General features: G+C 48.7%; 12 protein-coding genes. 6 read left to right on the forward strand and 6 right to left on the reverse strand.

The window, feature by feature from the left end; genetic code table 11:
- The 4 genes from mnmA to BZG79_RS04840 all read left to right on the forward strand — a co-directional run.
- A partial coding sequence (gene mnmA, locus BZG79_RS04825) for a tRNA 2-thiouridine(34) synthase MnmA (RefSeq protein WP_108743235.1) occupies window positions 1-757 on the forward strand: 757 nt, incomplete at its 5' end.
- A 13-nt stretch (window positions 758-770) separates the two neighbouring features.
- Window positions 771-1,415 carry a high frequency lysogenization protein HflD gene (hflD, locus tag BZG79_RS04830; protein ID WP_021022328.1) on the forward strand — a complete coding sequence of 215 codons (645 nt, stop codon included), beginning with the start codon at window positions 771-773 and terminating at the stop codon, window positions 1,413-1,415.
- A 25-nt stretch (window positions 1,416-1,440) separates the two neighbouring features.
- On the forward strand, window positions 1,441-2,808 hold the full coding sequence (gene purB, locus BZG79_RS04835; protein ID WP_077669604.1) for an adenylosuccinate lyase: 1,368 nt from the start codon (window positions 1,441-1,443) through the stop codon (window positions 2,806-2,808).
- A 109-nt stretch (window positions 2,809-2,917) separates the two neighbouring features.
- Complete coding sequence (locus BZG79_RS04840) at window positions 2,918-4,066, forward strand: cupin domain-containing protein (protein ID WP_077676712.1); 1,149 nt, start codon at window positions 2,918-2,920, stop codon at window positions 4,064-4,066.
- Between the two features lie 107 nt (window positions 4,067-4,173).
- Here BZG79_RS04840 and oppC read toward each other — a convergent pair whose 3' ends face one another.
- The 4 genes from oppC to BZG79_RS16335 form a co-directional block, all read right to left on the reverse strand.
- Window positions 4,174-5,085, reverse strand: a complete 912-nt coding sequence (gene oppC, locus BZG79_RS04845; RefSeq protein ID WP_077460389.1) for an oligopeptide ABC transporter permease OppC — start codon at window positions 5,083-5,085, stop codon at window positions 4,174-4,176.
- Between the two features lie 10 nt (window positions 5,086-5,095).
- A complete protein-coding gene (oppB, locus tag BZG79_RS04850; protein WP_077576315.1) occupies window positions 5,096-6,016 on the reverse strand; it encodes an oligopeptide ABC transporter permease OppB in 921 nt (306 codons plus the stop codon).
- Between the two features lie 153 nt (window positions 6,017-6,169).
- Window positions 6,170-7,840, reverse strand: a complete 1,671-nt coding sequence (locus BZG79_RS04855) for an ABC transporter substrate-binding protein (protein WP_077676713.1) — start codon at window positions 7,838-7,840, stop codon at window positions 6,170-6,172.
- A 601-nt stretch (window positions 7,841-8,441) separates the two neighbouring features.
- Window positions 8,442-8,606, reverse strand: a complete 165-nt coding sequence (locus BZG79_RS16335; protein ID WP_158009963.1) for a hypothetical protein — start codon at window positions 8,604-8,606, stop codon at window positions 8,442-8,444.
- Between the two features lie 779 nt (window positions 8,607-9,385).
- Between BZG79_RS16335 and BZG79_RS04860 the strand changes: the two genes are divergently transcribed.
- On the forward strand, window positions 9,386-9,904 hold the full coding sequence (locus BZG79_RS04860; protein ID WP_242414126.1) for an LON peptidase substrate-binding domain-containing protein: 519 nt from the start codon (window positions 9,386-9,388) through the stop codon (window positions 9,902-9,904).
- A 276-nt stretch (window positions 9,905-10,180) separates the two neighbouring features.
- Window positions 10,181-11,173 (forward strand): YvcK family protein, encoded by a 993-nt coding sequence (locus tag BZG79_RS04865; protein WP_077773848.1) that lies wholly within the window; start codon window positions 10,181-10,183, stop codon window positions 11,171-11,173.
- Here the strand turns inward: BZG79_RS04865 and BZG79_RS04870 are convergent.
- Window positions 11,125-12,654 (reverse strand): sigma-54 dependent transcriptional regulator, encoded by a 1,530-nt coding sequence (locus tag BZG79_RS04870; RefSeq protein WP_242414127.1) that lies wholly within the window; start codon window positions 12,652-12,654, stop codon window positions 11,125-11,127. The genes BZG79_RS04865 and BZG79_RS04870 overlap by 49 nt on opposite strands.
- 346 nt (window positions 12,655-13,000) lie before the next feature.
- Window positions 13,001-14,016, reverse strand: a 1,016-nt coding sequence (locus BZG79_RS04875) for a helicase-related protein (RefSeq protein WP_199877555.1), incomplete at its 5' end; no start/stop codon positions are given.

The following is a 14,016-nucleotide window of genomic DNA, read 5'->3' on the forward strand; positions in this document are numbered from 1 at the left end:
TTATATTGCTATGGGTTATATTGCTATGGGCCATTATGTGCGTCGATCTTTCCCCGACAATGGTGAAAAAGCACAGATGCTGCGTGGCCTTGATAGCAATAAAGACCAAAGCTACTTCTTATATACACTCAGCCACGATCAGATTGCACGTAGCTTATTCCCAGTTGGCGATCTCGAAAAGCCACAAGTGCGCCAAATTGCCGAAGAACAAGGCTTGGTGACCGCAAAGAAAAAAGACTCCACTGGGATCTGTTTTATTGGTGAGCGCAAATTTACTGACTTTTTATCGCAGTACTTACCCGCGCAACCGGGGCCCATCGAAACGACCGATGGCGAGAACATCGGTGAGCACCAAGGCTTGATGTATCATACTCTGGGTCAGCGTAAAGGCTTAGGGATTGGCGGATTAAAAGGCGGTAACGGTAGCGAAGCGCCCTGGTATGTGGTCGATAAAGACGTTGAGCGCAATGTACTGATTGTAGGTCAAGGCCATGATCATCCACGCTTATTCTCTGCAGGCTTAATAGCAGCCCAATTACACTGGGTCGATCGCGAGAATGTGACCGAGACACGCCGTTGCACAGTCAAAACCCGATATCGTCAACACGATATATCATGTACTATCACGCCTGTTGATAATGACACCATAAAAGTGACATTCGACGAGCCGCAAATTGCGGTCACCCCTGGCCAATCCGCTGTTTTTTATGACGGCGACGTGTGTTTAGGTGGTGGTATTATCGAGCAACGTATTTAAGGAGCCGTGATCAGTGGCAGAGACGATTTATGATCGCACCCTCGCTTTTGCGAGCATTTGTCAGGCAGCGAAACTGGTGCAAGATGTGTCCCGTCAGGGCTATTGTGACCAAGACGCGCTCAGTACCAGCTTAAGCAGCATCGTGATGACGAACCCGTCCTCGACGCTAGATGTGTTTCGCGGTGAGGTCGGTAATGTCACTGGCGGCGGTGAGTCAGGGCTCCATTTAGGCTTGGAAGCGCTGATCAGCCAGCTGGATAATAGCAGCAACGGTAGCGAGCTAATGCGTTATCTGATCAATTTGCTCGCCTTAGAGCGCAAGCTTGCCAGCCGTCGTGATGCCATGGCGCAATTGGGCGATCGGATCGAAACCATCGAGCGCCAATCGAGCCACTTTGATCTGCTTGATGAGCAAATGATCAGTAATCTTGCCAGTATTTATCTCGACGTCATCAGCCCACTGGGCCCGCGTATTCAGGTTTCTGGCGACCCGCAACACCTACAACAAACCGGCGTGCAACATCGTGTGCGTGCCCTCTTGTTATCTGGTATCCGTAGTACCGTACTATGGCGCCAAGTAGGCGGTAAACGCCGACATCTCATTTTTGGTCGTAAACAAATGGTTGAGCAGGCCAAAACTATTCTAGCCCGTAGCTAATCAGATTGAACTCAGGAGACATAAAATGGAACTGTCAGCGCTGACTGCTGTTTCCCCGGTCGATGGCCGATATGGTACGAAAACGATTGCGTTACGATCGATTTTCAGTGAATTTGGATTGCTAAAGTATCGCACCATCGTTGAAATCCGCTGGCTGCAAAGCTTGGCAGCCACTGACAGCATCAAAGAAGTGCCTGCATTTAGCGATGACGCCAACGCCCTCCTCGATCGGATTGCCGCTGAATTTGATGAGCAAGACGCCGCCCGAATCAAAGAGATTGAGCGCACCACTAATCACGACGTCAAAGCGGTTGAGTACTTTTTAAAAGAAAAAATTGCTCAACACCCAGAGATTCATGCGGTTAGCGAGTTTATTCACTTTGCCTGTACCTCGGAAGATATCAATAACCTATCTCACGCACTGATGCTTAAAGACGCGCGTGATACGGTGATCTTACCGGAAATGCAGCAGCTTGCCGATGCAGTTAAAGACTTGTCACAACAATTCCGCGATGTGCCGATGCTCTCTCGCACCCACGGCCAACCGGCTTCGCCGTCGACCATGGGTAAAGAAATGGCGAACGTTGCCTACCGCATGGCGCGTCAGATTAAGCAAGTCGAAAGCACTGAAATCCTCGGCAAAATCAACGGTGCAGTGGGTAACTACAACGCCCATTTGTCGGCCTACCCAGAGATTGATTGGCACGCCTACAGCGAAGCTTTTGTCACTTCGCTCGGTATCGACTGGAACCCGTACACCACTCAAATTGAGCCGCATGACTACATTGCTGAGCTCTTTGATGCCGTGGCGCGTTTTAACACCATTTTGATCGATTTTGATCGTGATATCTGGGGCTATATCGCGCTGGGTCACTTCAAGCAAAAAACGGTTGAAGGTGAAATTGGCTCGTCGACCATGCCACATAAAGTCAATCCGATTGATTTCGAAAACTCGGAAGGTAACCTCGGCCTGGCGAATGCAATTTTCTCTCACCTGGGGCAAAAGTTGCCGATTTCTCGCTGGCAGCGTGATCTGACCGATTCGACAGTATTACGTAACCTGGGTGTCGGCGTGGGTTACACCCTAATTGCTTATGCCTCGACCCTTAAAGGGATCAGCAAGCTAGAAGTCAACCAAGCCGCGCTAGAAGCCGAGCTGGATAAGAACTGGGAAGTGCTTGCCGAACCGATTCAAACCGTAATGCGTCGCTACGGCATTGAAAAGCCGTACGAGAAGTTGAAAGAGCTGACACGCGGTAAACGGGTGGATGGCGAAGGCATGCGTGCTTTTGTTGATGGCCTCGACTTACCTGAGCATGAAAAAGCGCGCTTGAAGCAAATGACACCAGCTAACTACATTGGTGATGCGGTCAAGCTCACTGACAAACTTTAAGCAAAACGTTCTCATACCTCACGGCCTCCATTGGGGGCCGTTTTTTATCCCCCTCGCACCGCCCCGCTCAGCGCGTTATACTGCCGCAAATTTCTTAACCTGTGATGCTATGTATCAGTTTCAATTTTCCATTGCCGACTTTATGTCCACCTATTGGCACCAAGCGCCTACCGTTATCCGTCAAGGCTTTATAGACTTCGAGGATCCCATCGACCCAGAGGAAGTCGCAGGCTTGGCGATGGAAGCCGATATTGATTCTCGCATGGTGACACACGCGAATGGTCAATGGCAGGTTGCCCACGGACCGTTTGAGGATTTTAGCAACTTTCCTGATACTCACGCGCAACTAATTGTTCAGGCAGCCAACCACTGGCACCCAGGCGCCCGCGAGTTAGCCAGTGCCTTTTCGACACTGCCTCAGTGGTTATTCGACGATCTTATGGTGTGCTATTCCCAGCCGCAAGGTGGCGTGGGACCCCATATCGATCAATACGATGTCTTTATTGTTCAAGGGCAAGGGCGTCGTCGCTGGCGCGTTGGGCCGAAAGGCGATTATCAAGATGCCAATCTCGAGACCGGTCTCAAGCAAATTACTGGCTTTGATGCCATTATCGATGTCGAACTAGCCCCTGGCGATATTCTTTATATTCCACCCGGTTTCCCGCACGAGGGTGATACCCTAGAACCTTCGCTCAGTTACTCGATTGGTTATCGATCGCCAAAAGCGCGCGAGCTACTCAGTAGCTACGCGGATCAAGTGATTGTTGATGAAGCGGGCGATAACCACTTCCATTGGCCCGCGATGCCAGCGCAACCCGATGCGCCAGCGGCACTCGACCCACAACATCTCGCCCAAATGGATGAGATGATGATGGCATTAATGCAGGACGAAACCCGTAAAAAGCGCTGGGTTGGCGAGTTTCTCTCTCAGGCTCGACACGAGCTCGATTTGCTCAGCCCCGATCCGCAGTGGCAGCCTGATAGCCTCAAAGCCGCCATGCAAGATGGTCTGTGTTTAGAAAAACTCAGTGGCTTACGTGCTTTTTATCACGCTGATCAGTCAGAAATAATTTTTATGCTCGGTGAAAGCTTTGACTTACCGGAAGGCTGTGAGTCACTGACGCCTAAGCTGTGCAATCAGCGTTTTATCGATTGGGAAATGCTCGGTGAAGCCGCTGAAAATAGCCTATTTTGGCCGATGCTCACGCTGTGGGTAAACCGCGGCTACTGGTATCCTTTAGACGAGGCGCCAGAATAACCGCGATTTTTTGCAAAAGATCGCGCTCGATGATTGATAAAAAAGCGCAGGAAACAAACCTGCGCTTTTTATCTTATTGCGTTTTTTACGACGCCAAAAGCTGTCGATTATCTGTCTTTTGGATCCAGCGCATCACGCAAACCATCACCGACATAGTTAAAACAGAATAGCGTCAGCACCATAAAGGTCGCTGGGAACAGCAGCTGCCAGATTGCTATTTCCATCGTTTGTGCCCCTTCTTGTAGCAAGGCACCCCAGCTGGTCATTGGCTCTTGCACGCCCAGACCCAAGAAACTGAGGAAGGATTCGAACAAAATCATGTTCGGCACCAACAAGGTCGAATACACAGCGACAATCCCTAATACGTTCGGCACGATGTGGCGGGTAATAATATGACGTGTGCTCACCCCTGAAACATGCGCCGCCTCAACAAATTCTTTACTGCGTAAGCTGAGCGTTTGACCACGAACGATACGGGCCATATCCAGCCAGGCAATACAACCAATCGCCACAAAGATCAGTACGATATTCCGACCAAAGAAGGTCACCAACACAATCACGAAGAACATGAATGGAATCGATTGTAAGATCTCAACCAAGCGCATCATCACCGCATCGGTACGGCCGCCAATAAAGCCAGAGGTTGCACCATATAGTGTACCAATCAGGACGGCGACAAAGGCCCCCATGACACCAACCATGATCGATATACGCCCGCCCATCATGGTACGCGTAAACAGATCACGCCCAAGGGCGTCAGTGCCAAACCAGTGGCCATCAAGACCCAATGTCGGGGCCGCATGGATGGCGTACCAGTCGGTCGCATCATAAGCATAAGCACTCAGGGACGGACCCAATAGAACACTCAAACCAATAATGACAAGGATCACCAAGCTGGCCATCGCGGCTCGGTTACGTTTAAAGCGTATCGCTGCGTCCTGCCAAAGGCTTCGCCCTTTTACATCCACTTCTTCTGCGAAGTTTTCTAGGGCGTCAATGTTTTCTTTTTTCGTCAGCATCATGTCACCCCTAGTAACGGATCTTAGGATCGATATACGCAAGTAGGATATCGACAATGGCGTTGAAAAGAATGGTCAGCGTCCCGATTAAAATCGTACAACCCAGTACCAGTGAATAGTCACGGTTAAACGCAGCGTTAACAAATAGCTTACCGATGCCAGGTAGCCCAAAGATGGTCTCGATCACCACCGAGCCGGTAATAATCCCAACAAAGGCTGGCCCCATATAAGACACCACCGGCAACATCGCTGGCTTAAGCGCATGCTTGACAATAATGGTCGGGTAGCTCAACCCTTTGGCGCGTGCAGTACGAATAAAATTACTGTTCAGGGTTTCAATCATGCTGCCACGGGTCACACGCGCAAACGTGGCAACGTAGAGTAACGACATGCCAATCACGGGGAGCACCATAAAGTGCCAACCTCCCCCTTGCCAGCCACCGGCCGGTAACCAGCCCAAATTAATGGCGAAAATATAAATAAGCACAGGCGCGAGCACGAACGATGGCATGACCACCCCGAGCATCGCGGTCGACATAATGGTGTAGTCAATCCAGGTATTTTGTTTCAGCGCGGCAATGGTACCGATCGTGACCCCAAACAGCAGGGTGAACACAAATGCTATCGCGCCGATTTGCGCCGAAACAGGGAGAGAGTCAGCAATCAATTCATTAACGCTATAGTCAATATATTTAAACGAGGGACCAAAATCCCCTTGTAAGATATTGCCTAAATAGGTGGTGTATTGCTCAAACACGGGCTTATCTAAGCCGTATTTGGCATTAATATTTTCCATTACCGCCGGGGGCAATGGACGTTCACTTGAAAAAGGGTTGCCAGGCGCAAACCGCATCAAGAAGAAGGAAACAGTGATTAAGACCAACAGCGTTGGGATCGCTTCCAATATTCGCTTCGCGATAAATTTCAACATAGCTCTACCGTCAACATTAGCTCTTGCATAAATACGAGCTGTTCCATGTTAGTTAAGCATCACAGCAAGCGCTGCCTTGGGCATTTCCACAAACAGCGAAACCATCAAGGGAGTCGTAATAAACGACTCCCTCACTTAGCCGTGAATCAGGGATTACTCCGCTTTGATGTAAAGATCTTTGGAGAAGATCTTCTCTTCCGCGTTATTGGCTGGGAAGCCACCGACTTGGGGGCTAAGCAGACGCGCTTTTACATACTGATAGATTGGCGCAATCGGCATGTCTTTCGCCATTTGTGCCTCTGCATCAAGGTATAGTTTGCTACGTTCCGCCTCGTCTGTAGTGGTCATCGCTTTTTGCATGATAGCGTCATAAGCTTGGCTATCGTAGTGCACACCGCCTGAGGTATTGGTGCTTCGCATTAAGCTGAGGAAGGTCGACGCCTCGTTGTAATCACCACACCAGCCGGCACGGGCCACGTCAAAGTTACCCTCGTCTTTGGTGCTTAGGTAGGTTTTCCACTCTTGGTTGTTCAGATCGACAGACACGCCGAGCTTGTCTTTCCACATTTGACCAATCGCAACGGCCAGTTTTTTGTGGTTTTCACTGGTGTTATACAGCAGTGAGAAATCAAGCGGATTATTTTCACCAAATCCTGCCTCTTTAAGCAAACGCTTGGCTTCTGCATCACGCTCTTCTTGGGTCATTTTGGCGTATTCTGGCAATTCAGGCTCAAATCCGGCGGTGATCTCTGGTGTTAAGAAATAAGCCGGTTTTTGGCCCTGACCCAGTAAAGCGTCAGTGATTACATTGCGATCAATGGCATAAGACAATGCTTTACGGATGCGGACGTCATCAAAAGGTTCACGCTTGGTGTTAAAGATGTAGTAATAGCTACACAGGTTACCCACGATAGAGAGGTCGTCTGGATGCTCGCTTTTCAAACGACGGAAATGCTCATTGGGGATCTCGTAAGTCATATCAATTTCACCGGCCAAGTAGCGGTTCATTTCTGCGACTTGGTTTTCAATCGGCAAGAAAGTGACTTTGTCGAGTGTGGTATTGTCGTTATCCCAGTACTGCTCATTACGCGTTAATTCGATACGCTCGTTGATTACCCAGTTATCGACCACAAACGCGCCATTACCAACGAAGTTTTCTGGTTTGGTCCACTGATCACCATGCTTTTCTACGGTCTCTTTATGGACTGGCTTCATGGTGGTGTGACCCATCATTTTCACCAAGTACGGAACCGCTGAGTCAAGCGTGATCTGTAACGTGTGATCGTCGAGTGCTTTAACCCCTAAGGTGTCTTTATCTTTTTCACCTTTGATGATGGCTTTGGCATTCTCCATGTGGGTATAACCCAGATACCATGAGTAAGGCGACGCCGTCATTGGGTCAGCGACACGTTTAAAGCTGTATTCAAAGTCTTGTGCAGTGACGGGATCGCCGTTTGACCACTTGGCTTCATCGCGCAGGTAGAAGGTAAAGACTTTGTTATCTTTGTTTTCCCAGCGCTCAGCCACACCAGGAATCACATTACCGTCGGCGTCTTGGTTAACCAGACCTTCGAGTAAGTCACGAATAACATGTGACTCTGGCACGCCTTGGGTTTTATGTGGATCGAGAGAAGCCACTTCCGCCCCATTACCACGAACGAGCTCTTGTACATCAGCAAGTTGGGGTTCGCCGGCGGCGGTTTCAGTTTTTTGCTCAGGGGCTGTTTGGGAGGTTTGTTTTTGCTCGGGCTCACTGCATCCTGCGAGAGCCAGAGAAAGGCCAGCGCCCATAAAAAGGGTTCGGGTAATCGTGTTTAGCTTCATCGTGTAACTCCATAACAATCGCTATTGCATCCATGACAATCGTCGCAGCCAGCGGGAGCATCCATTTGCACAACTCTAGAAGTTGTACTACGCCGTGCTGCGCGACTAAAGGCAAAACATTACCAATCAATACTGTGTTTTGCCATAAACCTGAAGTATTTTGCCATAAAATGAGATTAAAAACTTATCTTTCACTACACTTAAGTCACATAAAAAAACGTTCAGCTGGTAAGACAAGGCAAATTTAGCGCTTTATTCATCACCAGTAACAAAAAACGGTACAAATTGCTGTTTATACTGAATCTGCGGACTTTGAGGCTAAGACTTCACTGGCTTACCGTTTAGAAAGCACACAAGCCTCTACCGAACACTTTCACCTCAGTGACTTTAACTGGCAAACCACATCAATGTTAATAAATTGTAACGACGATAATAAACGCTATTTGTCAAAAAAACTCAACATAAAAGCGCACGTGTGATGTCAGACAGGTATCAAGGTCACAAAATCGATGGTATTTCAGGTGACCGCTGCGGGAGGGTATTTGCGGTGTCATTCTCTCTGTATAGCCAGCGTGAAAACGCTGGCTATAAGTGATGCCTGTTACTTTTTGGCCTCATCCGGGGTAAATGTCGGACTTTCATCAGGCGAGTGATCATGCGCCTGATCGTTGAGGGCATGGTGTTCCTCGCGGGCCTTCTCCATCTCCGGCATCACATTGTTCAACATCTCTTTCATTTTCTTATTGCTATAGCGCTTGTGTTTCATTGTGTCCTCCTGAACGGATCAGTGTTTGGCACAGTCACACAAAGTAATCATAAACTAGGTAATCACAAACTAGGCAATCACAACCTCGATTGCGTTTTTATTACTTTGGTACAAACCGCTTGTGCAATTTTTAAGCTACACCCTTGTCTCCAAGAAAGCAAAAGATGATCATGTTAGCGATTGCATCGACACGAGCCTGATGATGGTCATCTCAACAGCCACGCGGTTATCGGCGTTTTATCAACCAAATTTAAGAAGATTAACTGATAATAATTCGCTTTTTAGACGAAATACCAATATCGACCACTTTTTAACCAGATTATCTTGTTATTCATTGCTATCTCCCCCATCCTTGTACAAGTGGTGAGACGTTCCCTATCACCACCTTCTTTTTCTTCCGACAAAAGAGTGACAAGCAAGACTATGAGACCACAAAGTTCAACCTCGCGCCCCCTGTGCGCACGCGTTCGCCATGGTTACAATCCATACAAAGGAAAAAAACCTCAGGTTAATCGCTAACGCGGTGTTGAAGTGACGATGCGTCAATCTAATAGCCTCCCATGTTGGAGGCTATTTTTTTAATTGCACAATACGCGATTGCACAATGCAGGCCATGAAGCGGATTTGCATTGCAAATTGCGATTTATTCAACCGTCGGTTATGGCTTAAGCCGCTAGAAACGTGCCAAACCCCCGATACAGTTGAGTTTTAAAAAGTAGGCACCCCTTTTGCAGTATCTAGATTATTAGACCAAACCATTGCTCACCAGGAGGTGTACCATGGGACAATCAACACCCATTCTGTTCAACGATCGCCATATATTACCGGGTGGACGCATTCCTCTTCGGATCCCAACCGGAGAAGCGTTGCAAACACTGGTCTTTGCCTTAAAACACGGTCTGCCTTTGGGGGTGTGTATGGCAGAAAGCCAGGCTCAGCGTCAGCATGTCAATATTGGTACCTTTATCGAGATTGAAGATTACACCCGCAGTCAAGAAGATGGATGTTTGGTTGTTACTGCCCGCGGCATTGCGCGTTTTGCGATTCGAGCGTTCAACCACCAGCATGATGAGATGTTATTCGCGACCGTGAGTCCACTCCCTCGCTGGCCTGACTGCCACGTCGATAAGCAAAGCGAACCACTAGTTGAGCGCTTACAATCCATGTTTGAGCGCCACCCAGAGCTACAAAGCATGCATCGTGAGGCAGAGTTCTCCAATTTAACTTGGTTATGTCAACGCTGGTTAGAGCTGTTACCGCTGCCAACCGATGAAAAACAAGCATTAATGGGCCAATAACTCTTGTGTCGCTACACGCGATTACCTACTGAGTATGATGCAGGATCCTCACTAGATAGAGGACGATGCTTTCTGTGCTTTCTATGCTGCCTTGCCAATTGCGCCCATTTTTCTGTCTTTTTAGGGTGAGGGATAATGCGCTGCGTTATCCCATTTTTTCACTTTTTATCGTACTTTTCTTCCCTTGCTCACATTTTCGCACCAAGCGTTTCTTCTTAATTCGGACGATTAAGGTAACATTAGTGTAATTTTTCTGTCTGTTTAGGTCTCTCGGCAATGCGCCATCCAACGCTTTCTGATCCAGCGATTTCCCACCAAACTGTGTCTGATCAAGATCGAACAGCACAAAGATCGTCTCACCAAGCAAACGTGACGTCTTCAACACGTATCGTCGCCCTTGGCGGCGGGCATGGCTTAGGGCGAGTATTATCTGCATTAAGTGAGCATGGAAATCGCGTGACCGGCATTGTCACTACGACAGATAACGGTGGATCAACGGGCCGTATTCGCGCCTGCCAGGGAGGAATAGCCTGGGGTGATATTCGTAATTGCTTGAATCAATTAATTACCGAACCATCAGTGGGCTCTATGCTGTTCGAATACCGATTTAAAGGCAAAGGCGAATTGAATGGGCATAATTTAGGCAATTTAATCCTGACGGCGCTCGATAATTTATCCGTTCGCCCCTTAGAAGCGATTCAGCTGATTCGCGATCTATTAGATGTACGTCCGCATCTTCTGCCGATGTCTGAACACCCAGCAGAATTGGCCGCATTAACGGCTGACGGCGAAACCGTCGCGGGGGAAACACACATTGATGAGCTCTCTGCGCCCCCCACACGTTTATTTCTCTCGCCAACCGTACCGGCTACACGTGAAGCCATGGATGCGATTGCACAGGCAGACATGATACTGCTCGGCCCCGGCAGTTTTTTAACCAGTGTCATGCCACCTTTACTGGTTCCCGAATTGGGACGAGCGCTCAAACATACGCAGGCAAAAATTGTTTTTATCCGTAATTTAGGCAAAGAAATCGGTCCGGCGGGCGAGATGTCTCTCGATACTATGTTGGCATGGTGCGAACGTGCGATGGGAGGCAAAAAGGTTGATGTTATACTCGGAGAGAAAAGCGCGACACAGCTTGACCCAGACTATCAACAAAAAGAGGCCGAGCTAGCCTCTTCAAATCATCATTGGCGTCACGACCGGGATAAGCTACGTCAAGCTATTGATGAAGTCCTGCTCGACTGCCATCTCCCGGTATGTTGACGCCGTCCCTTGCAGCATTTCGGTAAGCTCATCCAGGTGATGTGACATCCACTCGCGCTGGCCTTGCTTAACACGCGATTCGCACTTAACCCGGCCGCTTGCGGGATATTGCCATTGCACACATCAATCGCCGCTTCAATGGCGCGCTTTTCAATTTTCCATAAAGGCTCGATATCCGCTTTACTCAACGACGAAGGCGTTGAATCTGATGACTCTCGCGTCACCAGGTGATTCGGCGAAAAGGCACTCGTCGTGACTTCAGACCCTGCGTTATGCTGCGGTGATGCAATTTCGGCACCAGAAACGCGATTCACAGGAGAAGGAAGCATTTCTTTGCTGACTTCTTCACCATTATGCAACACAACGATGTTGCGAATCACATTTTGCAATTGACGAACGTTACYCGGCCAGTCATAACGCAGCAGGAGATCGGCTACCTCATCACTGAAGCGACAAAAATCTTTACCCTCTTCTGCAGAAAATACAGCGAGCAAGGCATTGGCAATCGCGAGTACATCGTCACCGCGTGCGCTTAAAGGCGGCAGTTCAAGTGGAATCACGTGCAGACGATAATAGAGGTCTTCACGAAACTTTCCTTGCTGAACCTGAAGCCAAGGATCTTGGTTGGTTGCACAAACAAATCGAACATCCACGTTTTTGACATGCGACGAACCGACTTTTTGAAAGCTACCCGTTTGAATGAAACGTAGCAATTTGGATTGCAAATCCATATCCATTTCGCAAATTTCATCTAAAAAGAGAGTGCCGCCATGCGCCATTTCTGCCGCCCCTTCACGCTCAGCCGCCGCCCCGGTAAACGCGCCTTTAACATGGCCAAACAGCTCACTTTCAATCAGATCTTTGGGAATAGCGGCACAATTTAATGCAACAATAGGCTTATTACTGCGGGTGCTGGCTGCATGAATGGCCTCGGCACAGACTTCTTTCCCGGTGCCACTTTCACCTGTAATAAAAACAGTCGCTTTGCTGGGGGCGGCGGATTCAATCACGCGGTAAACCGCTTGCATCGGTAAGCTACTGCCGATGAAGCCATGATATTCGCTTTCGGGCTTGCTGGTGTTGGATTGATGGCTGGATTTAGGCTTGAGCGACTTATTCACCGTGACGCGCAATTGATCCGCTTCACAAGGCTTAATTAAGAAATCATTGGCGCCATGGCGCATCGCGTCGACTGCCGCGTCAATCGAGCCATGAGCGGTCATGATGATCACCGGCAAGTCTGGCGCGACAGCACGGACTTTTGCCAGCACATCAATCCCTGACATATCGGGCAGGCGAAGATCCAGAATGATCAACGCAAGTTGGTCGCCTTCTTGTTCAAAGAAAGTCAGCGCATCCTGCCCTTTGCCCACAATGGTGACATCGACATCCAAGGGATTTAAATACGATTTGTATAACGCCGCGACCGACGCTGTATCTTCCACCATCAATATTCGTTTATTGGGTGACAGTGCTGGCATTTATCCTCCAAGAATCACATCGCTGCCTGGGGTCTTCATAAAGCATACAGTCTTCATTGAGCCCATAGCCTTCATAGAGCCTGTAATATTCATTGGCTCAATTGCACGAGCGTATGCGAAATGCGTTGCATTATGCAAAATTTCCCACATTGTATCTTTGCTTGTGGCTTAAAACCACACGTTTTGTCGATGTAATCGCCTTTTTAATTTTTGGCACGCCAAATGCMTCCTTTTGTGTGACCCTAAGGGGTCACCTAGCCAACTGACGTTGTTTGTGAGTTATTACTCACTGAAACACTGTAGCCAACCTGACTCTTAGGTTGGCTTTTTTTTATCTAGCTCTTATCTAACTGTTGGCGATAAACTGCTCGCGCAGCCCCTGGAGCTGATCGCGCAATTGTGCTGCCGTTTCAAACTCAAGGTTTTGTGCCGCTTCTAACATTTGGCTTTCAAGCTTTTTAATTTCCGCATCAATCGCTTGCGGGGATTTCAGTGCATAATCTGCATCTGGCTCGGCAACAGCACGTAACGACTTCGCGGACGATTTATTCGCCTTGCTTCGCTTACCGGTGCCGATTTCCATCACGTCCATCACTTTTTTGTTCAATTTCTGCGGTGTGATGCCATGTTCCTCATTGTAAGCCACTTGCTTGACGCGACGCCGCTCGGTTTCATCAATCGCACGCTTCATCGATTTGGTGATCCGATCACCATATAAAATGGCTTTACCGCGTAGGTTACGCGCAGCACGGCCTATGGTTTGAATCAGCGAGCGTTCAGAGCGCAAGAAACCTTCTTTATCGGCATCCAAAATGGCAACCAAAGAGACTTCTGGCATATCTAACCCCTCTCGTAGCAGGTTGATCCCCACCAAGACATCAAACTCGCCAAGCCGTAAATCGCGAATGATCTCCATGCGTTCAACCGTATCAATATCAGAGTGCAGATAGCGCACGCGCACATCGTGCTCTTGCATATATTCGGTTAGGTCTTCGGCCATACGCTTGGTTAATGTGGTCACAAGCACCCGTTCATTCAGTTCGCGCCGGGCACGTACTTCTGAGAGTAAATCATCGACCTGAGTGGCGACCGGGCGCACTTCAATTTCAGGATCAATAAGCCCCGTCGGTCGCACCACTTGATCGATGATGTCTGACCCTGATTTCTCTTGCTCATAATTGCCCGGTGTCGCCGAGACATAAACTGTCTGTGGGGCGAGTGCTTCAAACTCATCAAACTTAAGTGGCCGGTTATCCAGCGCCGACGGTAAGCGAAACCCATAATCGACCAGTGTTTCTTTACGTGATCGATCACCTTTGTACATGGCACCAATCTGAGACACAGTCACGTGAGATTCGTCGA

The organism is Salinivibrio sp. MA427 (assembly GCF_001996115.1).
GTDB lineage: Bacteria > Pseudomonadota > Gammaproteobacteria > Enterobacterales > Vibrionaceae > Salinivibrio > Salinivibrio costicola.

Bases quoted from the DNA above. Each gene is read 5' to 3' on its own strand.
- BZG79_RS16335 (WP_158009963.1), bottom strand. From the start codon at position 8,606: ATGAAACACAAGCGCTATAGCAATAAGAAAATGAAAGAGATGTTGAAC.
- BZG79_RS04855 (WP_077676713.1), bottom strand. From the start codon at position 7,840: ATGAAGCTAAACACGATTACCCGAACCCTTTTTATGGGCGCTGGCCTT.
- BZG79_RS04865 (WP_077773848.1), top strand. From the start codon at position 10,181: ATGCGCCATCCAACGCTTTCTGATCCAGCGATTTCCCACCAAACTGTG.
- BZG79_RS04840 (WP_077676712.1), top strand. From the start codon at position 2,918: ATGTATCAGTTTCAATTTTCCATTGCCGACTTTATGTCCACCTATTGG.
- oppC (WP_077460389.1), bottom strand. From the start codon at position 5,085: ATGCTGACGAAAAAAGAAAACATTGACGCCCTAGAAAACTTCGCAGAA.
- BZG79_RS04860 (WP_242414126.1), top strand. From the start codon at position 9,386: ATGGGACAATCAACACCCATTCTGTTCAACGATCGCCATATATTACCG.
- purB (WP_077669604.1), top strand. From the start codon at position 1,441: ATGGAACTGTCAGCGCTGACTGCTGTTTCCCCGGTCGATGGCCGATAT.
- oppB (WP_077576315.1), bottom strand. From the start codon at position 6,016: ATGTTGAAATTTATCGCGAAGCGAATATTGGAAGCGATCCCAACGCTG.